19 protein-coding genes and 2 rRNA genes are annotated in these 19,033 nt (G+C 69.1%); 3 read left to right on the top strand and 18 right to left on the bottom strand.

Translation table 11 applies throughout. The annotated features are described in order from the left end of the window. Positions 1–59 precede the first annotated feature (59 nt). Entirely contained in the window at positions 60–485 is a 426-nt protein-coding gene (locus tag K6T84_RS12875; protein ID WP_224865535.1) for a hypothetical protein, read from the top strand. On the opposite strand, the gene der is transcribed toward K6T84_RS12875, so the two are convergent. Genes der through K6T84_RS12845 form a run of 6 tightly spaced genes read right to left on the bottom strand, consistent with a single transcriptional unit; the run spans position 482 to position 5,735 of the window. Further along, on the bottom strand, positions 482–1,882 hold the full coding sequence (der, locus tag K6T84_RS12870) for a ribosome biogenesis GTPase Der (RefSeq protein ID WP_224865534.1): 1,401 nt from the start codon (positions 1,880–1,882) through the stop codon (positions 482–484). The genes K6T84_RS12875 and der overlap by 4 nt on opposite strands. Further along, positions 1,879–2,565 carry a (d)CMP kinase gene (gene cmk, locus K6T84_RS12865; RefSeq protein WP_224865533.1) on the bottom strand — a complete coding sequence of 229 codons (687 nt, stop codon included), beginning with the start codon at positions 2,563–2,565 and terminating at the stop codon, positions 1,879–1,881. Before cmk ends, der begins: the two co-directional genes overlap by 4 nt. Continuing rightward, the gene (locus K6T84_RS12860; protein ID WP_224865532.1) at positions 2,562–3,323 is read right to left on the bottom strand and encodes a pseudouridine synthase; all 762 of its coding nucleotides are present in this window, start codon (positions 3,321–3,323) and stop codon (positions 2,562–2,564) included. The genes cmk and K6T84_RS12860 overlap by 4 nt, the downstream gene beginning before the upstream one ends. Continuing rightward, entirely contained in the window at positions 3,323–4,042 is a 720-nt protein-coding gene (gene scpB, locus K6T84_RS12855; RefSeq protein WP_408066104.1) for an SMC-Scp complex subunit ScpB, read from the bottom strand. The genes K6T84_RS12860 and scpB overlap by 1 nt, the downstream gene beginning before the upstream one ends. 14 nt (positions 4,043–4,056) lie before the next feature. Beyond that, positions 4,057–4,881 (bottom strand): segregation/condensation protein A, encoded by an 825-nt coding sequence (locus K6T84_RS12850; RefSeq protein WP_224865531.1) that lies wholly within the window; start codon positions 4,879–4,881, stop codon positions 4,057–4,059. Continuing rightward, positions 4,878–5,735 (bottom strand): ParA family protein, encoded by an 858-nt coding sequence (locus tag K6T84_RS12845; protein ID WP_224865530.1) that lies wholly within the window; start codon positions 5,733–5,735, stop codon positions 4,878–4,880. Before K6T84_RS12845 ends, K6T84_RS12850 begins: the two co-directional genes overlap by 4 nt. Positions 5,736–5,847: 112 nt before the next feature. On the opposite strand from K6T84_RS12845, the gene K6T84_RS12840 reads away from it, so the two are divergent. Then, positions 5,848–6,600, top strand: a complete 753-nt coding sequence (locus tag K6T84_RS12840; RefSeq protein WP_224865529.1) for an O-methyltransferase — start codon at positions 5,848–5,850, stop codon at positions 6,598–6,600. 104 nt (positions 6,601–6,704) lie between these two features. On the opposite strand, the gene xerD is transcribed toward K6T84_RS12840, so the two are convergent. The 10 genes from xerD to K6T84_RS23895 form a co-directional block, all read right to left on the bottom strand. Further along, positions 6,705–7,685 (bottom strand): site-specific tyrosine recombinase XerD, encoded by a 981-nt coding sequence (gene xerD, locus K6T84_RS12835; protein ID WP_224865528.1) that lies wholly within the window; start codon positions 7,683–7,685, stop codon positions 6,705–6,707. Next, positions 7,682–8,320 carry an NUDIX domain-containing protein gene (locus K6T84_RS12830; protein WP_224865527.1) on the bottom strand — a complete coding sequence of 213 codons (639 nt, stop codon included), beginning with the start codon at positions 8,318–8,320 and terminating at the stop codon, positions 7,682–7,684. Before K6T84_RS12830 ends, xerD begins: the two co-directional genes overlap by 4 nt. Beyond that, positions 8,313–10,040 carry a CTP synthase gene (gene pyrG, locus K6T84_RS12825; RefSeq protein WP_225402020.1) on the bottom strand — a complete coding sequence of 576 codons (1,728 nt, stop codon included), beginning with the start codon at positions 10,038–10,040 and terminating at the stop codon, positions 8,313–8,315. Before pyrG ends, K6T84_RS12830 begins: the two co-directional genes overlap by 8 nt. 124 nt (positions 10,041–10,164) lie before the next feature. After that, positions 10,165–11,100, bottom strand: coding sequence for a copper transporter (locus K6T84_RS12820; RefSeq protein WP_224865526.1), 936 nt, complete (start codon positions 11,098–11,100; stop codon positions 10,165–10,167). 22 nt (positions 11,101–11,122) lie between these two features. Next, on the bottom strand, positions 11,123–12,304 hold the full coding sequence (gene steA, locus K6T84_RS12815; RefSeq protein WP_225399033.1) for a putative cytokinetic ring protein SteA: 1,182 nt from the start codon (positions 12,302–12,304) through the stop codon (positions 11,123–11,125). Positions 12,305–12,397: 93 nt separating this feature from the next. Next, positions 12,398–14,167 (bottom strand): DNA repair protein RecN, encoded by a 1,770-nt coding sequence (gene recN / locus K6T84_RS12810; RefSeq protein ID WP_224865524.1) that lies wholly within the window; start codon positions 14,165–14,167, stop codon positions 12,398–12,400. 13 nt (positions 14,168–14,180) lie between these two features. Next, positions 14,181–15,086, bottom strand: a complete 906-nt coding sequence (locus K6T84_RS12805) for an NAD kinase (protein WP_224865523.1) — start codon at positions 15,084–15,086, stop codon at positions 14,181–14,183. Then, complete coding sequence (locus tag K6T84_RS12800; protein WP_224865522.1) at positions 15,083–15,886, bottom strand: TlyA family RNA methyltransferase; 804 nt, start codon at positions 15,884–15,886, stop codon at positions 15,083–15,085. The genes K6T84_RS12805 and K6T84_RS12800 overlap by 4 nt, the downstream gene beginning before the upstream one ends. A gap of 8 nt (positions 15,887–15,894) precedes the next feature. Next, positions 15,895–16,071, bottom strand: coding sequence for a hypothetical protein (locus K6T84_RS12795; RefSeq protein WP_224865521.1), 177 nt, complete (start codon positions 16,069–16,071; stop codon positions 15,895–15,897). A gap of 28 nt (positions 16,072–16,099) precedes the next feature. Next, complete coding sequence (locus K6T84_RS23895; RefSeq protein ID WP_225399031.1) at positions 16,100–18,016, bottom strand: HAD-IIA family hydrolase; 1,917 nt, start codon at positions 18,014–18,016, stop codon at positions 16,100–16,102. Between the two features lie 142 nt (positions 18,017–18,158). Here K6T84_RS23895 and K6T84_RS12780 point away from each other — a divergent pair, with 142 nt between their 5' ends. Continuing rightward, positions 18,159–18,533: a hypothetical protein gene (locus tag K6T84_RS12780; RefSeq protein WP_224865520.1), complete on the top strand. Its 375-nt coding sequence runs from the start codon at positions 18,159–18,161 to the stop codon at positions 18,531–18,533. 83 nt (positions 18,534–18,616) lie between these two features. Here the strand turns inward: K6T84_RS12780 and rrf are convergent. Both rrf and K6T84_RS12770 read right to left on the bottom strand, forming a co-directional pair. Next, positions 18,617–18,729 (bottom strand): 5S ribosomal RNA (gene rrf, locus K6T84_RS12775). A gap of 129 nt (positions 18,730–18,858) precedes the next feature. Next, positions 18,859–19,033, bottom strand: a 23S ribosomal RNA gene (locus K6T84_RS12770); the annotation flags it as partial.

Genomic DNA, 19,033 nt, shown 5'->3' with positions numbered 1-19,033 from the left:
ACGTGCAGCACCCTACGCTGGTCGTGACAAAGACCGGCTCAGGGCGGAGTGGTGAGGCGATGATGGGCGCACGGGTTCTGTTGGCAATCGGTGCTGCGTTGATCGCGGTCGGGTTCGCCCCGGCCGCCCAGGCCGAGCCCGCGGTGCCCTCGGGCCAGTACGCGTTCAGTGCCCAGCACGGGCCCTCGCAGCGAACGGCCACGTGGACGTTCACCCCGTGCGGCCCGACCTGCACCAGCCTTGACGGGGAACGCTGGCTGCAGAACGGCGAGTTTCATCTCAACGGCGGCCGGTGGGAGTACAGCGGGCAGGGCAGCATGGAGTGCCCGGTGGACCACACACCGCTGCCGACCTCGAAGACGGTCAGCTTCGACGCGGCGACCCTGGCCGGCACCTGGACCACCACGACGCTGCAGCCCTGCGGTCGCGGGCCGGCCGGCGGAGTGGTCGGCCAGTGGGACTTTCAGCTGACCAAGACCGGTTAGCGCTTGGGGCCGCGCTTCTCGCGCACCCGCACGTTGATCCGGATCGGGCTGCCCTCAAAACCGAAGGTCTCCCGCAGCCGCCGCTCCAGGAACCTGCGGTAGCCGGCCTCCAAGAACCCCGAGGTGAATAACACGAACGTCGGCGGACGCGACGCGGCCTGGGTGGCGAACAGGATCCGCGGGATCCGGCCGCCGCGGGCCGGTGGCGGCGTCGCCGAGACGACCTCCTTGAGCCACGAGTTGAGCTGGCCGGTCGAGATCCGGGTATCCCAGGATGCCAGTGAGGTCTCCAGGGCGGGCACCAACTTCTGGACCGCGCGACCGGTTTTCGCCGAGATGTTCACCCGCGGCGCCCACGCCAGCCGGGCCATGTCCCGGTCGATCTCCTTGTCCAGCAGGTAGCGCCGGTCCTCATCGACCAGGTCCCATTTGTTGTAGGCCAGCACCACCGCCCGTCCTGCCTCGACCACCATCGAGATCACCCGCTGGTCCTGCTCGGTCAGCGGCAGCGACGAATCGACCAGCACGATCACCACCTCGGCGGCGTCGATCGCGCCGTGGGTGCGCACCGAGGCGTAGAACTCATGTCCGCTGGCCTGGCCGACCTTGCGGCGCAGCCCCGCGGTGTCGACGAAACGCCAGATCTTGCCGTCCATCTCGATCAGCGAGTCGACCGGGTCGACGGTGGTGCCCGCAACGTCGTGCACCACCGAGCGCTCGTCGCCGGCGAGCCGGTTGAGCAGCGAACTCTTGCCTACGTTGGGCTTGCCGACCAGAGCCACCCGTCTTGGACCGCCTCCGCCGCCGGCGATTTCGGCCACCTCGGGCAGTTTGGCGATCACCTCGTCGAGCAGGTCGGCTACGCCGCGGCCGTGCAGCGCACTGACCGTGAACGGCTCCCCCAGCCCCAGTGACCACAGTGCGGCCGCGTCGGCTTCGGCGCGTTCACTGTCGACCTTGTTGGCAGCCAAAAACACCGGCTTGCCGGATCGGCGCAGAATCTTGGCGGCGGCCTCGTCGCCGGCGGTGGCGCCCACCACCGCGTCCACCACCAGGATCACCGCGTCGGCGGTGCGCATCGCCACCGCCGCCTGCTCGGCGACCAACTGCTGCAAGCCCTTTGCGTCCGGTTCCCAGCCGCCGGTGTCCTGCACCACGAAGCGGCGGCCGGTCCACAGCGCGTCGTAGGACACCCGGTCACGGGTTACCCCGGGCAGGTCCTGCACCACCGCCTCGCGGCGGCCCAGGATCCGGTTGACCAGCGTCGACTTGCCGACGTTGGGACGGCCCACCACGGCCACCACCGGCGGCGGCCCGGCATCTTCGGCGAGATCGTCGAAGCCGCCGTCTTCGCCTATCTCCCAGTCGCTTTCATCCGACCAGGTGCCGTCACTCATCGGACCACCCCGCAACGCTGCTCGACCAATTCCCGCAGGTGGTCCACCACCTGCTCCTGGTTCATCTCTCCGGTGTCCACGATCACCGCGTCATCGGCCGGACGCAGTGGCGACATCGCCCGGGTGGAGTCCAGCTCGTCGCGCCGCAGCACATCGGCCAGCACCCCGGCGTAGTCGTCACCCAGCCCCGAGGCCACGTTCTGGTCGTTGCGCCGCCGCGCCCGGGTCTCCGGCGAGGCGGTCAGGAAGATCTTCACATCCGCGTCGGGCAGCACCACGGTGCCGATGTCGCGACCCTCGGCCACCACCCCGCGGCCCTGCGACGCCAGTTGCCGCTGCAGTGCCACCAACCGGGTGCGCACCGCCGGAATCGCGGAGACGCCCGACACCGCGCGGGTCACCTCGTCGCTGCGGATCTCTCGCGAAACATCTTCTCCGCCAAGGTATGCGCGATCGCCTGAGGGCAGCGAGTCCACCGAGACCTCGGCGGCGTCGGCTACCCGGGCGATACCGGCGGCATCATCCAGATCGACACCGGCCCGCAGCACCGCCAGCGTCACCGCCCGATACATCGCCCCGGTGTCCAGATAGCGCGAACCCAGCACCTTCGCCAGGCCCCGCGATACCGAGGACTTCCCGGTTCCGGCCGGACCGTCGATGGCGACCACCACACCGTCGTTCACAGCCCGACCGCCGCATACAGTTCGCCGATCTCCTTGCGGCTCAACGCCCGGATGCTGCCGGGTCGCTGCTCCCCCAGCGCTACCGCACCGATGTCCGTGCGCACCAGCTCCTGAACGGGGAACCCGACCGCTGCCAGCATCCGGCGTACGATCCGCTTGCGTCCCTCATGCAGGGTCACCCGCACCAGGGTCTTGCCGGGAACGGCGTCGACCACCGCGAAGTCGTCGACCTTCGCCGGCCCGTCGTCGAGTTCGACTCCCTCGCGCAGCTTCTTGCCAAGGCCACGCGGAACCGATCCCAGCACGGTCGCGACGTAGGTCTTGGGTACCTGGTAGGACGGGTGCATCAGCCGGTGTGCCAGCTCACCATCGTTGGTCAAAAGGATCAGGCCTTCGGTGTCGGCGTCGAGCCGCCCGACGTGAAACAGCTTGGTGTCGCCACGAACCCGGTGCTCCACGTAGTCGCCGATGCACGGCCGGCCAAGGTCGTCCGACATCGTCGAGTGCACGCCGCGGGGCTTGTTCAGCGCCAGATATACCCGGGTGTCGTCGACGGTCACCCGCGCGCCGTCCACCCGGATCACCGATTCGCTCGGGTCCACCCGGGTGCCCAGTTCGGTGACGATCCGGCCGTCGACCTCGACTCGGCCGTCGCGGATCATCTTCTCGGCTACGCGGCGTGAGGCGACACCGGCCTGCGAGAGCACCTTCTGCAGGCGCACTCCCTCGGTGTCCGGCTCGAACTCGGAGAAAGCCATCAGTCGTGGTCCACATCGAAGGTCAGCGGCTGATCGCTCGATGGCGCACCACCGCCGAGTTTCATGAATCGCGGTTCGCTGTCCAAAGATTCGCTCAAGTCGTCGATCACGTCGACGTCGGGCAGCAGCGGCGCGATGTCGGGGAGGTCGGTCAGCGACGACAGGCCCAGCCGCTCCAGGAACAACTCGGTGGTGGCGAACGTCACCGCGCCGGTGTCGGAGTCGGCGCCGGCTTCGATGATCAGCCCACGCGCCACAAGCGTGCGCATCACCGCGTCCACGTTCACCCCGCGCACGGCGCTGACCCTCGCACGCGTCACCGGCTGGCGATACGCCACCACTGCAAGGGTTTCCAGCGCGGCGCGGGTCAGCTTGGAGCGTGCCCCGTCGAGAAGCAGACGCTCGACATACGGGGCGAAGCGGGCGCGGGTGTAGAGCCGCCAGCCGCCGCCGGCCTCACGCAGGTCCATTCCGCTGTCACGTTCGGTGAACTCGTCGGCCATCGCCCGCAGCTTGGCGGTGATCCGGTACACCGGCTGGTCGGTGGCCACCGCCAGCGCGTCGACGGGCACCGGGGTGTCCACCACCAGCAACAGTGCCTCCAGCACCCCACCCAGCTCGGAGTCCTCCAGCTCGGGCGCCAGGGCGACGTCGATACCCAGATCGGAACTCGGCACCGAAACCTCGTCGATCTCGGGTTCGGGCATGTGGTCAGTCATCAATTCGTCTCGCACTACTCGGCCGGCTCTGCTGTCGCCAGGTCTACCAATTCACCCGTGGTCGGCCGCTCGCCGGTCCACGACACCTGGAGCACACCAAGTGGTTCTGACTGGTCAAATGCTACCGCCCGCGCTCGATACAGTTCGAGCAGCGCCAGGAAGCGGCCGACGATCTCGATCGGCACCTCGCAGTCGGCGACCAGTTCGGTGAACGACGCCCACTGGCCACTGCCGCGGGCCTCCAGCATCCTCAGCAGTACGCCGGCCTGCTCCGGCACCGACACCATCACCTGATGCAGGTGATCGGTGCCCACGATCGGGACCGGTCGCGGGGTGAACGCGGCCGCCGCGATCTGGGCGAATGTGTCGGCGTCCACGCCCAGCATCACCTCGGGCAGCAGGTTGGCGAAGCCGTCCTCCAGTGCCACCGCCCGCGGGTAGCTGCGCAGCGCGGTGGCTTCCAGCTCGGCGAACATCTGCGCGACGTGCTTGAACGCCCGGTACTGCAGCAGCCGGGCGAACAGCAGGTCGCGCACCTCCAACAGCGCCAGGTCCTCTTCGTCGTCTACCTGCCCGGCCGGCAGCAGCCGGGCCGCCTTCAGGTCGAGCAGGGTCGCGGCGATCACCAGGAACGCGGTGGTCTCCTCCAGCTCCAGCTGTGAGCCGACGTCGCGGGTGTAGGCGATAAAGTCGTCGGTGACCTGGTGCAACGCCACCTCGGTAACGTCGAGGCGGTGCGCGAAGATCAGCTGCAGCAACAGGTCGAACGGACCCTCGAAGTTGGTCAGTCGAACCTGAAAACCGTTATTGGCGCTGGATGCCTCGGTGTCTGTACTCACGCGCCGAATCGGTCGATGACTTCGCGGGCGAGTGCGCGATAGGCCTGCGCACCGCCGGATTTCGGGGCCCAGCTGGTGATCGGTTCCCCGGCCACAGTGGTCTCGGGGAAACGGACGGTCCGGGTGATCACGGTGTCGAACACCAGGTCGCCGAAGCGCTCCACCACCCGTGCCATCACCTCGCGGGAGTTGACGGTGCGCGGGTCGTAGCGGGTCAACAGGATGCCGCTGATCTCCAGCTTCGGGTTGAGCCGGTCGCGGACCTTCTCGACGGTGTCGGTGAGCAGCGCCAGCCCGCGCAGCGAGAAGTATTCGCACTCGGTGGGGATCACCACGCCGTCGGCGCAGGCCAGACCGTTGACGGTGAGCAGGCCCAGCGACGGCTGGCAGTCCACCAGCAGATAGTCGTAGTTGTCCAGCACCGGCCGCAGTGCCCGCGTCAGTGCGTGCTCGCGCCCGACCTCGTTGACCAGCTGGATCTCGGCCGCCGACAGGTCGATGTTGGAGGGCACCAGGTCCAGGTTCTCCACCTTGGTCGGCATCAGCACGCTCTCGATCGACACCCGCGGCTCCACCAGCAGGTTGTGCACGGTGTGCGCCAGCTCGTAGTGCGGCACGCCCAGGCCCGCCGACAGCGCGCCCTGCGGATCCAGGTCCACCAGCAACACCTTGCGGCCGTATTCGGCCAGCGCGGCACCCAGATTGATAGTGGAGGTGGTCTTGCCGACGCCGCCCTTCTGGTTGCACATCGCGATGACCTTGGCGGGACCGTGCGTCGTGCGGGGCTGGGGTTCGGGAATGTCGCGCGGCGGACGCCCGGTCAGGCCGACGCCGAGGGTCTCGTCGTCGCTCATGGCCGGTGCGGCGCTGTGGTGGCGGACATCCGCAGAAGTCTAACGGGTGACCACCGCCCACACGGGCGACATCGGCAGTCCATCGGGCAGGTGTGCGCCCTAAACTTCCGCCATGAGCCTCAAGCGACGCCTCCCGTTCCTGCGCTGGTCGGTCCTACGGATGGCCACCGGCGCCCGCAACATCACCACGACGGGCCAGATCGGTGACGGCCGAGAGGCCGCCGCCGTCGACTACGTGCTGGCCCATGCGCGTGCCGGTGATGTCGATGACGTGCTGGCCCGCATCGACGAGTTCGCCTACTCCAAGTCGTTGCTGATCAACGTCGGCGACGAGAAGGGCGCCCTGCTCGACGCCGCGGTACGACGGGCCGACCCGGCCCGGGTGCTGGAGCTGGGCACCTACTGCGGCTACAGCGCGCTGCGGATCGCGCGTGCCGCACCCGCCGCCCGGGTGTATTCGGTCGAGCTGGCCGAGGCCAACGCCGCCAACGCCCGGCGGATCTGGGAACACGCCGGGGTGGCCGACCGGGTCACCTGCGTGGTGGGCACCATCGGTGACGGTGGGCGCACCCTGGACGCGCTGGCCACCCAGCACGGATTCACCGCCGGCACACTGGATTTCATGTTCCTCGATCACGACAAGGACGCGTATCTGGCGGACCTGCGCAGTGTTCTCGACCGGGGCTGGCTGCGGCGCGGGGCGATCGTGGTCGCCGACAACGTCAAGGTTCCCGGCGCGCCGCGCTACCGGGAGTACATGCACGCCGAGCAGGGGTCACGGTGGGACACCGTCGAGCACAAGACGCATGTGGAGTATCAGAGCCTGGTGACCGACCTGGTGCTCGAGTCGGAGTTCCTGGGCTGATCCCCCATCCCCCCTGCCATCCCCCCTGCGCGAGCGTGCACAAGAGCCCACCGCCACCTGGGATTTTGGCGGACGCTTCTGCACGCTCGCGCCAAGGAGATGTGCTACCGCGCGCGGGGGTGGGCGCCGGCCCACACCTCGCGCAGCGCGTTGACGGTCACCAGGGTGTAGATCTGCGTGGTGGTCACCGAGGCGTGCCCGAGAAGTTCCTGCACCACCCGAACGTCGGCCCCGCCGTCGAGCAGATGCGTGGCGAACGAGTGCCGCAGCGTGTGTGGCGACACCTTCGCGGTGATCCCGGCTCGCTCGGCGGCGTCGTGCAACACCTGCCAGGCGCTCTGTCGTGACAGCCGGCCGCCCCGGGCGTTGAGGAAGACCGCCGGAGTGCCGCGGCCCCGGCCCGCCAGGCCCGGGCGGCCCCGCACCAGGTAGGCGTCCAGTGCGGCGACCGCGGGCCGGCCCACCGGCACCAGGCGCTGCTTGCCGCCCTTGCCGCGCAACAACACCGATCGGTCCCGCATATCCACGTCATCGATATCCAGTCCGACGGCCTCAGAGATCCGGGATCCGGTGGAATACAACAACTCCAGCAGGGCGCGGTTACGCAACGTCAGCGGCCCGTCGGCCTCGCTGGGGGTACCGCCCGCTTGCGGGTGAGCGCCTCCGGCGCCGGCCAGCAGCGCCGAGACCTCGTCGACGGTCAGGCTTTTGGGCAGCCGTCGCCCGGGTGTGGGCGGCTTGACCCCATTCGCCACGTCGGTCGGCGTCAGACCCTCGGCGACGGCGAACCGGTGCAGACCGCGCACCGCGACCAACGCTCGACCCGTCGAGACCGCCGACAGCGCCGGCACCCCGGTGTCCGGGTCACCCCGGCGCAACGCCACCACGAAGTCGGTGACGTCGTGTTCACCGACGGCGGCCAGGTCTTCGATACCGCGGGCCAGCAGGTACTCGCTGTAGCGGCGCAGATCCCGCCGGTAGGAGCTGAGCGTGTTGGCCGCGACGCCGCGCTCGATGGTCAGATGGTCCAGGTAACCCTGCAGTTGCCCGGGCAGCGCACCCACCGGCCGGGTCGCGGCGGTCATGGCCGGCTCTGGCTCTGCCGGGCAACGAACGCGGTCGGCTTGTCGGTCCACTCGGCGTCCACCGGACGCGTCGTGCCCAGGCCCTGACAATGGGCAAAGGCGGCCAGAATCCCCGCCACCGCAATCCCATTGACGATCTCGCCACTGAACACCATGGCGACCGCGTCGGCGATCGGATACCAGTGCAGGGTGAGGTCGGCCTCTTCGTCGTGGGCCTCCGGCCGTTCCACCTCGGTCAGTCCGGTCGCCAGGAACACTCGCACGGATTCGTCGCAGAAACCCGGCGTGGTGTCCAGATCGACCAGCACCCGCCAGCTGCTCGCCGTCAGACCGGCCTCTTCGAGCAGTTCGCGGCCGGCGGTCAGCTGCGGCGGCTCGCCCTCGACGTCGAGCAGCCCCGCAGGCAGCTCCCACAGCCGCCGCCCGAGCGGTTGACGGTACTGGTAGACCAGCGGGATCCTGCCGTCCGGGCTCACCGAATCCATCGCCACCACCGCGACGGCACCGTAGAGCTCGACCACGTCGCGGATCGCCGTCACGCCGCGCGGCATGAGCACCTCGTCACGGCGAACCGCAAAGATCTTGCCGCTGTGCAGCAGCTGCGTCGAGGTGGTCTCGAAGACGTGCTCAGCCACGGGTGGCGTGTTCCGGCAGGTATTCGCTGTCGTGGGCATGGTCGGGGATCTCCACCGGCAGCCGTTCGGCGGCCTTGTATTCCATTGCCGCACCGACGAATGCGGCGAACAACGGATGCGCCCGGGTGGGCCGGCTCTTGAGCTCCGGGTGGGCCTGAGTGCCCACCAGGAACGGATGGACGTCGCGGGGGTATTCGACGAACTCAACCAGCTTGCCGTCCGGCGAGGTACCCGAGAAGCGCAGCCCGCTCTGGGCGATACGGTCCCGGTAGGCGTTGTTGACCTCGAAGCGATGGCGGTGCCGCTCGGAGACGTGAGTCGACTGGTATGCCTCAGCCACAATCGAATCCTCTTCCAGTACAGCGGGATAAGCACCCAGCCGCATGGTGCCGCCCAGGTCGGCCGTACCGGCGATGGCGTCCTGCTGATCGGCCATGGTCGCGATCACCGGGTCCGGGGTGTCCGGGTCGAACTCCGCGGAGCTGGCCTTCTCGATCCCGGCGACCCGGGCCGCCTCGATCACGATGCACTGCAGGCCTAGGCACAACCCCAGCACCGGCAACGCATGGGTGCGGGCGTAGGCGATGGCGCCGATCTTGCCCTCGATGCCGCGGATGCCGAACCCGCCCGGGATCAGCACACCGTGCATCTCCCCCAGTGCGGCGGCCGCGCCGGCCGGGGTCTCACACGCGTCGGAGGCCACCCAGTGGATCTCCACCTTCGCGTAGTGGGTGAAACCGCCGGCTCGCAGCGCCTCGGTCACCGACAGATAGGCGTCAGACAGGTCGATGTACTTGCCCACCAAGGCAATTCGCACGGTCTCATGCGGTTCGTGAACGCGGCGGAGCAGTTCGTCCCACTCCGTCCAGTCCACATCCTTGAACGGCAGGTTGAGTCGGCGCACCACGTAGGCGTCCAGTTCCTCGCGGTGCAGCACCTTGGGAATGTCATAGATCGACGGCGCGTCCGGAGTGGAGATCACCCCGTCGACGTCGACGTCGCACATCAGCGCGATCTTGTTCTTCAGCGCCTCTGGCACCTCGCGGTCACACCGCAGGATCAGCGCGTCGGGGGTGATACCGATGCTGCGCAGCGCGGCCACCGAGTGCTGGGTCGGCTTGGTCTTGAGCTCGCCGGACGGGGCCAGGTACGGCACCAGCGACACGTGCAGGAAGAACACGTTGTCCCGGCCCACGTCGTGGCGGACCTGCCGGGCGGCCTCCAGGAAGGGCTGCGACTCGATGTCGCCGACGGTACCGCCGATCTCGGTGATCACCACGTCGGGACGCCGGCCGTCGATATCGGGAGCCGACATCGCCAGAATGCGCCGCTTGATCTCGTCGGTGATGTGCGGGATCACCTGCACGGTGTCGCCGAGGTACTCGCCGCGGCGTTCCTTGGCGATCACCGTCGAATACACCTGTCCCGTGGTCACATTCGCCGACCCGGACAGGTCGCGGTCCAGGAACCGTTCGTAGTGACCGACGTCGAGGTCGGTCTCGGCGCCGTCCTCGGTGACGAAGACCTCACCGTGTTGGAACGGATTCATCGTCCCGGGGTCGACGTTGAGATAAGGGTCGAGCTTCTGCATCGTGACCTGCAGCCCGCGGGAGATCAACAACTGTCCCAGGCTGCTCGCGGTCAACCCCTTACCCAGTGACGACGCGACTCCGCCGGTGACGAAGAGATGCTTCGGCTCAGTTTGGGGATGCTTGCGCAATGGTGGCAAAACCAACCTCCGTGACGACGGCGCAGGATCTTGAGGGCCTGCCGACCCACGGAATCTCACCCTAACATCGACTTGGCCAAGCGTGCCCAGACACGCCCGGCCACGCCCGCCGGCGCTACTGCGCGAGGGTGACCGAACCGGCCCCGTGGCCGATGCCGTACTGGCCGGGGTGGCCGCCCTCGATCAGTGTGCTCACCGCCAGCACGGTGGTGATCCGGCCCGACTCGACGTCGACGTCGTCGATCGTGCTGATCGCCCCGGATATGTCCGCGTTGGCGCGGGCCACCGCAACCGCCGCGGTGCCTGCCGCGCAGCCGTCGCGCCCCGCCAGCACGGTCGCCGAGCCGTGCGGGGCCAGTGCCGAGGCGAATTGGGCGACGCTCACCCCGCTGGAGCCCGCGTCCTCGGCCAACCCGCCGCCGGTGATCACCACCGCCGCGTTGGCCGCACCGACGTGCTCGTAGCTGATGAAACCGGTGTCGCGCAATGCGGCCAGCACCGTCTCGCGCTGGCTGTCGTCGGCCGGTGCGATGGTCGGGTTGCGGTTGATCAGCACCGCCAGACCGAGCAGATCGGCGGCCTGAGCCCCTTGGTCGATGAGCTTGGCGTTGAGTTGGCCGCCGGCCGGGACGATCCCGGACTCCAGCACCACGCGCAGTTTCTCCTCGGCGTTGCCGTCGACGAACTGCGGTGTCAACGCCACGGTTCCGGCGACGGTGCCGCCGGCCAGCCCAATCGTCCGTGTCACCGCCTCGACGTCGTCGTCGGCGGCATCGGGAGTGCGGAAGATCACCGCGGACTTGCCGCGCAGTGTGTCGCGCACCATCCGGGGCGCCATCTGGGCGTCGAAAGTGTTTGCGTGGCTGAGGCGTTCGTTCAGCGAGCTCTGCTGTTCGTGCAGTGCGTCGATCTGTGCACGCAAATCCCGTTTGTCGGACTGCATGCCGGCCAGCACCGGCCGGGACAGCAGTCCGGAGCCGGCGATCAGGCCGAGCACCAGCGCCAAAAGCACTGCGGTCAGCGACAACGCGTGATGACGAGGGGTGATCATTGCGGTGTGCGCCCCAATCCGTTTAGGTCACCCAGTGCCGCAGCCACTGCACCAGGTGATGCCAGTAATTGCTGAGCCAGTCCAGAACCACGGCGTCGGTCTGCGACACCCACAGCGCGACGATGACCGCCACCAGCATCGACAGCACCAGCAGCGCGATCGCGCCGGCAGAGACCCGGTTGCGGTACAGGGTTGCCACCGCGCGGGCGTCCACCAGCTTCTCGCCGACCTTGAGCCGGGTCAGGAACATCGACGGGTTCGTCATCTGGCGGGTCCGGTCGAAGAACGTCTCGATGTTGGCGGTGTGCCCGGCCGTCACCAGCAGTGCGGCGCCGTGGTGGTCGGCCAGCAGCAACGCGAGATCCATGGCCGATCCGGCGGCCGGGAAGGTCATCGCACCGACACCGAGGTCCTGGATGCGCTCCAGGCCCGGCGCGTGGCCGTCGGCGTCGGCCGGCAGGACCACCTGCGACCCGCAGCGCAGCACCTCGGCACTCATCTGGTCCGGGTCACCGACGATCAGCTGCGGACGGTATCCGGCCTTGCGCAGCACGTCGGCACCGGACCCGATGCCGATCAGCACGGGCTGGTACTCCTTGATGAACGGCTTGAGCCGCTTGAGGTCGTCAGCGGCGTCGGTCTCGTCGCCGACGAGCACCACGTGGCGACGACGCAGGTCGACGTCGATCTCGGGGATGCCGATCCCGTCGATCAGCAGCGGGCTCTCGCTGCGAATGAACTCAATGGTGTTGCCGGCGAAAGACTCCAGGTGTGCGACGAGCCCGGTCTTGGCGTCCTGCATCATGTCGGCGATCTCGACGTCGTTGCGTTCGACACCGCGGGCCAGCCTGCGATCCCCGGAGTAGACGGCGCCGTTGTGCAGCCGGACCTTGGCTCCGTCGCGGATCTTCTTGAACACCGTGGGGCCGGCTTCGTCGATCAGGGTGACACCGTTGGCGACGAGCACCTCGGGCCCCAGGTTGGGGTAGCGGCCGGAGATGGATGCCGAGGCGTTGACGACGCCGGCGATGTCGGCCTCCACCAGCGCGTCGGCGGTGATGCGGTCCAGGTCGAGGATGTCGAGGACGACGATGTCGCCGGGGCCGACCCGGCGCAGCAACCGGTCGATGTCGTGGTCGACCCGGGCGGTACCGACGACACCAGGCCGAGCGGTGTTACGAGACAGCAACGCAGGCATCTTCATGGGCGCGATTGTGTCCGGCAAATCCGCTGAACAACGGGAGGCGCGCCGTAACAATTGTCCCTTTAGTTATAAACAGTCACACCAGTCACAGGCTCATTCGGGTTTCTCGCGCTCCTCGCGGGCCGCTCCCAGCAACTCTCGGGCGTGCGCCCGGCCGCTGTCGGAATCCCCCAGCCCCGCCAACATCCGGGCCAGTTCGGCGACCCGGCCATCGTCATCGAGGCGACGCACCCCGCTGGCGCCGTTGCCGCCGGCGTCCACGGAAAGGTGCGCGTCGGCGTAAGCCGCGACCTGCGGCAGGTGAGTCACCACGATCACCTGATGGGTGCGCGCCAGGCGGGCCAGCCGGCGGCCGATCTGCACCGCCGCCCGGCCGCCGACGCCGGCGTCGACCTCGTCGAAAACCATGGTGGTGCCCGCCGAATCCCGCGACGAGGTGGCCAGCACCACCTCCAGCGCCAGCATCACCCGAGACAGCTCGCCCCCGGATGCGCTCTTGGCCAACGGCAGCACGGTCATCCCCCGGTGCGCGGCCAGCCCAAACTCGACGTCGTCGATGCCGTCGGCACCGGCGTGCACGGTCTGCCCCGACGGCAACCGCAGGGCCGCCGGGTCGTCTTCGGCCACCGCGCTGGTGCGGACTTCGATGCTGAATTCGGCGTCGGCCATCGCCAGTCCGGACAACTCCTTGCTGACCGCCTTCGCCAGCCCGCCCGCCGCCTTCGACCGCGCCGCGCTGAGCTCGGTGGCGGTCGCCACCACCTGCCCGGTCAGCTCGTCCACGCGCCGCGCCAGCCCTGCCAATGCTTCTTCGGAGACGTCGAGCTGGGCCATCCGGTCGCGGGACTGCGCCGCCCAGGCCAGCACCCCGTCGATGTCGGAGGCGTACTTGCGGGTCAGCGTGCGCAGCTCGGCCTGCCGGGCCAGCTTGGCGTCCAGCGCGTCGGCGCCGGTGGGCAGACCGTCGAGGTAGCCGCCCAGCTCGCGGGCCACGTCGCCGACCACGGTGAGTGCCTCGGTGAGCTGTTCGCCCAGCTCCTGCAACGCGGTGTCGTCGGTGGTGGTCAGCGCCGTCTTCGCCTGCCCCAGCCGGTCGGTGGCCGAGCTTGCCGCATCCGCCATCGCGTCGTCGGCCCCGGTCAGCGCGGCCCGCGCGCCGGACGCCGCCGCCCGCAGCGCGTCCAGCTCGGAGAGCCGGCGGATGTCGGTGCTCAGCGCGTCGTCTTCGCCGGGCTGCGGGTCTACGGCGTCGATCTCACGCAGCGCGAACGTCAGCCGGTCCGCCTCCTGGGCCATTTCCCGGGCCCGGTCCCGGCGCTCGATGAGTTGCCGGCGCGCTTCCTGCCAGGCCTCCCGCGCGGCGCGGTAGCGCTCCAGCCGGGCGCCGACGGCGGCGAACCGGTCCAGTGCGCCGCGCTGCTCCTCCGGGCGCATCAGCCGCAGCTGGTCGTTCTGGCCGTGCAGCGTCAGCAGCCCACCGGTGAAGCCACTCAACGATTTTGCGGGCACCCCGCGACCACCCAGATAGGCCCGCGACGGCCCGTCCCGGCTGACCGAGCGAGCCGCGATTACGGTGCCGTCCTCATCGCGGTCGGCACCGGCGGAATCAAGGATCTCGTCGATCTCGGCGGCGGTGGCCGCGGCCAGATCGGCGGTGCAGAACCTGCCCTCCACCACGGCGCGGGCCGCACCGGAGCGCACCCGGTTCGCGTCGGCACGGGCGCCGCCGAGCAGGTGCAGCCCGGTCACCACCATGGTCTTGCCGGTGCCGGTCTCACCGGTCAGCACGGTCAACCCGCGGTCGAACTCCGCGGTGGCGGCGCTGATCGCCCCCAATGATTCGATTCGGATCTCGGTGAGCACCCGGCCGGCGCCCCTACTGCCCGCGCCAGCCGGTGACCGGCAGCCGGAACTTGCGCACCAGCCGGTCGGTGAACGGCGAGCGGCCCACCCGCGCCCATTTCACCGGAGTGGTGCCGCGCTGCACCTCCAGGCGCCCGCCGGCCGGCACCAGCATCTTGCGGCGGCCGTCGCAGAACACCATCGCCTCATGCCCGTCGCTTTCGACTTCGATCGCGATCGTGGACTCCGGGCTGGTGACCATCGGCCGGGCGAACAGCGCGTGTGCGTTGTTGGGCACCACCAGAATGGCGTCCAAGTCCGGCCAGAGCACCGGCCCGCCGGCGGAGAACGCATACGCGGTGGATCCGGTGGGCGTGGACACCAGCACGCCGTCGCAGCCGAACGTCGACACCGGCCGGCCGTCCACTTCGACGACGACGCCGAGCACACCCAGTCGCGGGCCCTTCTCCATGCTGGCCTCGTTGAGCGCCCAGCCGTTGCCGATGACCTCGCCGTCGGCGCGCACCACCACGTCGAGGGTCATCCGGTCCTCGACCCGGTAGTCGCGGGCGATGATGTGGTCCAGCACCCGGTCGATGCTGTCGGCTTCGGCCTCGGCCAGAAATCCGATCCGCCCGAGGTTGACGCCCAGCACCGGGATGTCGGCGTTGCGGGCCAGTTCGGCGGCCCGCAGGAAGGTGCCGTCACCGCCGAGCACCAGCACCAGCTCGCAGTCTTCGGCTGCCCGGGTGTCCGAGTCGGCCAGGTGGATGTCGTCGGGGTGCAGCGCGCCCTTGTCGACGGCCTCCGACGTGAGCACCCGCAGCGCGATGCCGTGGTCGTCGAGAACCTTCGCGACCCGGCGGGCGGTGTCGGTGGCCTCTTCACGCCCGGTGTGCACCACCAGCAGAACGGTGCGCTGTGGGTTCCCGGTGCTCACTGCGGCCCCCTCGTGACGGCGTCTTCGACGGCGGTGCGCAGGGCGTCGCCGGTCAGGGCGGCGGTGGTGCGCAGATGCAGAAAGTATTCGACGTTGCCCGACGGCCCGGGCAGTGGGCTGGCCGTGACGGCCACGGTGCCCCACCCGAGTTCGGCGGCCCGGTGCGCCACCGACAGGACCGCGTCGGCGCGCAGGCCGGGGTCGGACACCACCCCGCCGGCGCCCACCTGTTGTCGTCCCACCTCGAACTGCGGCTTCACCATTGGAACGATATCGGCGCGGGTTGACGCGCAACCAGTCAGCGCGGGCAACACGGTGGACAGCGAGATGAACGACAGGTCGGCGACGATCAGATCCGCCGGCCCACCGGCGGCTTCGGGAGTCAGGCTGCGCACGTTGGTGCGCTCGACGACGACCACCCGCGGATCGGTGCGCAACGACCAGGCCAGCTGCCCGTAGCCGACGTCGACCGCGACCACCCGCGCCGCACCTCGGTCGAGCAGCACCTCGGTGAAGCCGCCGGTCGAGGCGCCGGCGTCCAGGCACGTCCGGTCGGCAACGGAGATCTCGAAGGCGTCCAGCGCGCCGATCAGCTTGTGCGCCCCGCGTGACACCCAGCTGCGTTCACCGTCGTCAGCGACCGCGAGTGCGGCGGTGATCGCTACGGCGGTAGCCGGTTTCACCGCGCGGATGCCGTCGATGGTGACCCGGCCGGCGTCGATCAATTCCGCGGCCTGCTGACGCGAGCGGGCCAGTCCTCGCCGGACCAGTTCGGCGTCAACACGAGCGCGCCGAGACATGACTGCACTCAGCCTTTCTCCGCCGACTCCAGCGCCCTGACCAACACCTGGTGGGCCTCCTCAAGCTGCTGCGCCAAGGCGTTGAGGTCGCTGTGCGCCGACAACTCGGCCAGCTCCGCCTCGCCGGGCAGTGCGGCCAACACGGCCGCGATGCGGGCCCGGACCTCGTCGATGTCACTGTTCATGGGTGTCACTCACGCTAGTCGATGTCCGTCACGGCCAGGCGCCGAGCAGCGACCAGCGCTGCAGGGCCGCCTCGGCGGTCTCGTCGGCGGATTCCACGCTGAAGGCACGTCCCGCCAGCTCGGCGTCGGCGACCGCGGCCGCCAGCGCACGCACAATGGACAGGCCGTCGTCGTCGGTGTCGGGTTGCGCGGCGGCGACGGTGAAGGTGGTGCCCGCAAGGCTGAGCTGCCACTGCGGCTGCGGTCCGATCGCCAGCCGATCGGCCTCGACCTGCAGCGCCCTCAGGTCGTGGCCGATGTAGATCGGACGCTGCTCGGCCACCGCGCCGACGGCATCGCGCGCCGAGTTGACGCCGGTGAGCACCATCAGGCTGGGCAGCGCCGCGGCATTGGCGGCGGCGATGTCGGTGTCGAGCCGGTCCCCGACCACCAACGGCGCGTAGAACTCACCGCGGGCCAGCGCATCGATGAACAACGCCGGCCCCGGTTTGCCGGCCACCCGGGGTTCGGTGTCGGTCGCGGTACGCAGGGCCGCGACCAGAGATCCGTTGCCGGGCAACAGTCCCCGCTCCGAGGGCAGGGTCTTGTCGACGTTGGTGGTCAGCCACAGCGCCCCGGCCCTGATAGCCAGTGCGGCCTCGGCAAGATCGGCCCAGCCGACCTCGGTGGACAGTCCCTGAACCACCGCCGCCGGCTCATCGGAGGCCAGCCGCACCGGCTGCAGGCCGACCAGGGCGATCTCTGCGGCCAGTGATTCGGTGCCCACCACCAGAACTCGTGATCCCGCGGGCAGTTCCTGGGCCAGCTGGTGCGCGGCGAGCTGCGCGCTGGTGGCGACGTCGTCGGCCGTGGCGTTGAAACCCAGCTCGGTCAGATGTGCGGCGACCTCCGCCGGGCTGCGCGACGAATTGTTGGTGATGAACAGCCCGCGGCTCTGCACCTGCGCCAGGGTGTCCACGGCGCCGTCGGTGGGTTGGCCGCCGCGAAACACGGTGCCATCGAGATCCAATAGCAGACAGTCGTATTCGTCGGCCAGCGTGCCGCTGCCGCCCATTTCGGCGATGCGCTCCTCGACGTCGGTGACCCCGTCGGTGTCGGCGGCCGCCGCCTTGAGGAACCACTCCAGGGCCTCGTCGCCGCGGCCGAGCGCCACCAGGGTCTCGGCGTGCGCGTAGTGCAGCCGGGCCACCGTCGACCCGGTCCGGTCGGGGTCACTCGACCCGGCCGAGAGCACGGTGAGCGCCTGCTCGAGCTGACCGAGGTCGGCGCGGGCGCCGGCGACGACAATCCTCAGCTCGTCGGCCTCGTCACCGTCGAGTTCGGCGGCCTCCGGCCCGGCGGCCAGTTCGATCGCGCGTTGCGGGCGGCCCAGGCCGCGCTCGCAGTCCGCGATCAGCGGCAGCAGCGGGGACTTGCTGCCCATCCGGCGTGCGGCGCGCAGCTCGGCCAAGGCCTGAGTCCAGTCGCCGCACTGATATGCGGCAATCCCGACGGCTTCGCGCACCGCGGTGATCCGGGTGGACCGCGACCGGGCCGCCCGAGCGTGCTTCAACGCAGCCTGCGGATCTTCGTCGAGCAGATTGCCGGCTGCCACCAGGTGGCAGGCCACAGCGTCGGCAGTGGCCTTGCTCAACGTGCTCAGTTCCCGGCGCACCTCGGGAGCCAGTTGCTTGGGCTCGATGCCCTCGGGCAACGGCGGATCGTCGTAGCGCTGGGCGGCATGCTCGCCGGCCGACCGCGCCGGCCGGGAATCACCGTCGTGCTCGCGCCGGGGCGCGGGACGACGATCCCGCTCCGGACCGGCACCCCGAGGCGTCCGACGCTGATCACCGCTGGGTGCACGCCGCTGGTCGCCACCTGTGCGTCTTTGCTGCGGACCGCGCTGGCCGCTTCCGGTACCACCCCGCGACTGACCACGCCCGCCGCTTGCTCTGTTGTCGACCACGGAAACCTTTCGCCCGTAAAACCTCGTGTAAGGATACGGCCCGCCGCCGACGACGATCGCATCCGCGTACCCGCCTCTCAGGCCCAAATGCAAGGGAAATCCCTGTATCCCGGAGACCTTTAACGGACCTAGCGTCAGTGCTATGAAGAGCCCCGCGATCATCACCGCGGCGGCACTGATGGTCAGCGCGGCCATAGCAACGGTCTCCGACGCGACGGCACAGCCCCTCAGCGGCATCTTCACCGCAAAGATGATCGACGGCGGCGATATGTACCAGCGCGGCAGCACGACGACGTTCACGATGACGCCCTGCGGCCGGGACTGCACACACCTCGATACCGGCAAGGGAACACGCAGCGACCTTCGGCTTCGCGGCACTGCCTGGAGCGGGCCGTTCGGCGTCTCAGCCAGCACCGGGGCGCCCTGCACGGCTGTCCTCGACGGCTTCTCGCTGGTGCTGACGGAGCACTGCCCGGGCCTGCGCGATGTGGTCATCCGGCTGGCCAAGCTCGACTGAACGGGAAAAAGAAGTGCAGCAGTAAGGAATAAAAGTGCCTGTGCCCCCCAATTTTTGTTGGGGGGCACAGGGCTTTATGTTGTGTTCGGCGGTGTCCTACTTTTCCACCCGTGTGGGCAGTATCATCGGCGCTGACAGGCTTAGCTTCCGGGTTCGGGATGGGACCGGGCGTTTCCCTGTCGCTGTGGCCGCCGTAACTCTATTTTTTTGTGGTGGGTGCGGCTGGTTGGCCGGCACCCGGTGTCACCAAAGAGTGTGTTTGGTGGTGGGGTGTGGATATGAGTCTTGTGTGTGGTTGCGAGACAACACGTTTTTTGTTTGTTGTGTGTTGTAAGTTTTCGGCCGGTTAGTGCCAGTTCCCTGCACACCTTGCGGTGCTTCCAGGTCTGGTCTATCGATCCCGTGGTCTGCGGGGGGCCTTATCCCTCTAAAAGGGTGAGAATCCTGGTCTTGGAGTAGGTTTCCCGCTTAGATGCTTTCAGCGGTTATCCTGTCCGAAC

It is taken from the genome of Mycobacterium zoologicum, assembly GCF_020181635.2.
GTDB classification, from domain to species: Bacteria; Actinomycetota; Actinomycetes; order Mycobacteriales; family Mycobacteriaceae; genus Mycobacterium; species Mycobacterium zoologicum.
This window is presented reverse-complemented; position numbering and strand designations above follow the sequence as displayed.

What these genes read in the sequence shown, in the direction of transcription:
- xerD (WP_224865528.1), bottom strand. Translation starts at nt 7,685, where the DNA reads ATGACCGCCGCGACCCGGCCGGTGGGTGCGCTGCCCGGGCAACTGCAG.
- K6T84_RS12820 (WP_224865526.1), bottom strand. Translation starts at nt 11,100, where the DNA reads ATGATCACCCCTCGTCATCACGCGTTGTCGCTGACCGCAGTGCTTTTG.
- steA (WP_225399033.1), bottom strand. Translation starts at nt 12,304, where the DNA reads ATGAAGATGCCTGCGTTGCTGTCTCGTAACACCGCTCGGCCTGGTGTC.
- K6T84_RS12860 (WP_224865532.1), bottom strand. Translation starts at nt 3,323, where the DNA reads ATGGCTTTCTCCGAGTTCGAGCCGGACACCGAGGGAGTGCGCCTGCAG.
- K6T84_RS12845 (WP_224865530.1), bottom strand. Translation starts at nt 5,735, where the DNA reads ATGAGCGACGACGAGACCCTCGGCGTCGGCCTGACCGGGCGTCCGCCG.
- K6T84_RS12840 (WP_224865529.1), top strand. Translation starts at nt 5,848, where the DNA reads ATGAGCCTCAAGCGACGCCTCCCGTTCCTGCGCTGGTCGGTCCTACGG.
- K6T84_RS12795 (WP_224865521.1), bottom strand. Translation starts at nt 16,071, where the DNA reads ATGAACAGTGACATCGACGAGGTCCGGGCCCGCATCGCGGCCGTGTTG.
- K6T84_RS12875 (WP_224865535.1), top strand. Translation starts at nt 60, where the DNA reads ATGATGGGCGCACGGGTTCTGTTGGCAATCGGTGCTGCGTTGATCGCG.
- der (WP_224865534.1), bottom strand. Translation starts at nt 1,882, where the DNA reads ATGAGTGACGGCACCTGGTCGGATGAAAGCGACTGGGAGATAGGCGAA.
- K6T84_RS12800 (WP_224865522.1), bottom strand. Translation starts at nt 15,886, where the DNA reads ATGTCTCGGCGCGCTCGTGTTGACGCCGAACTGGTCCGGCGAGGACTG.
- scpB (WP_408066104.1), bottom strand. Translation starts at nt 4,042, where the DNA reads ATGACTGACCACATGCCCGAACCCGAGATCGACGAGGTTTCGGTGCCG.
- K6T84_RS12780 (WP_224865520.1), top strand. Translation starts at nt 18,159, where the DNA reads ATGAAGAGCCCCGCGATCATCACCGCGGCGGCACTGATGGTCAGCGCG.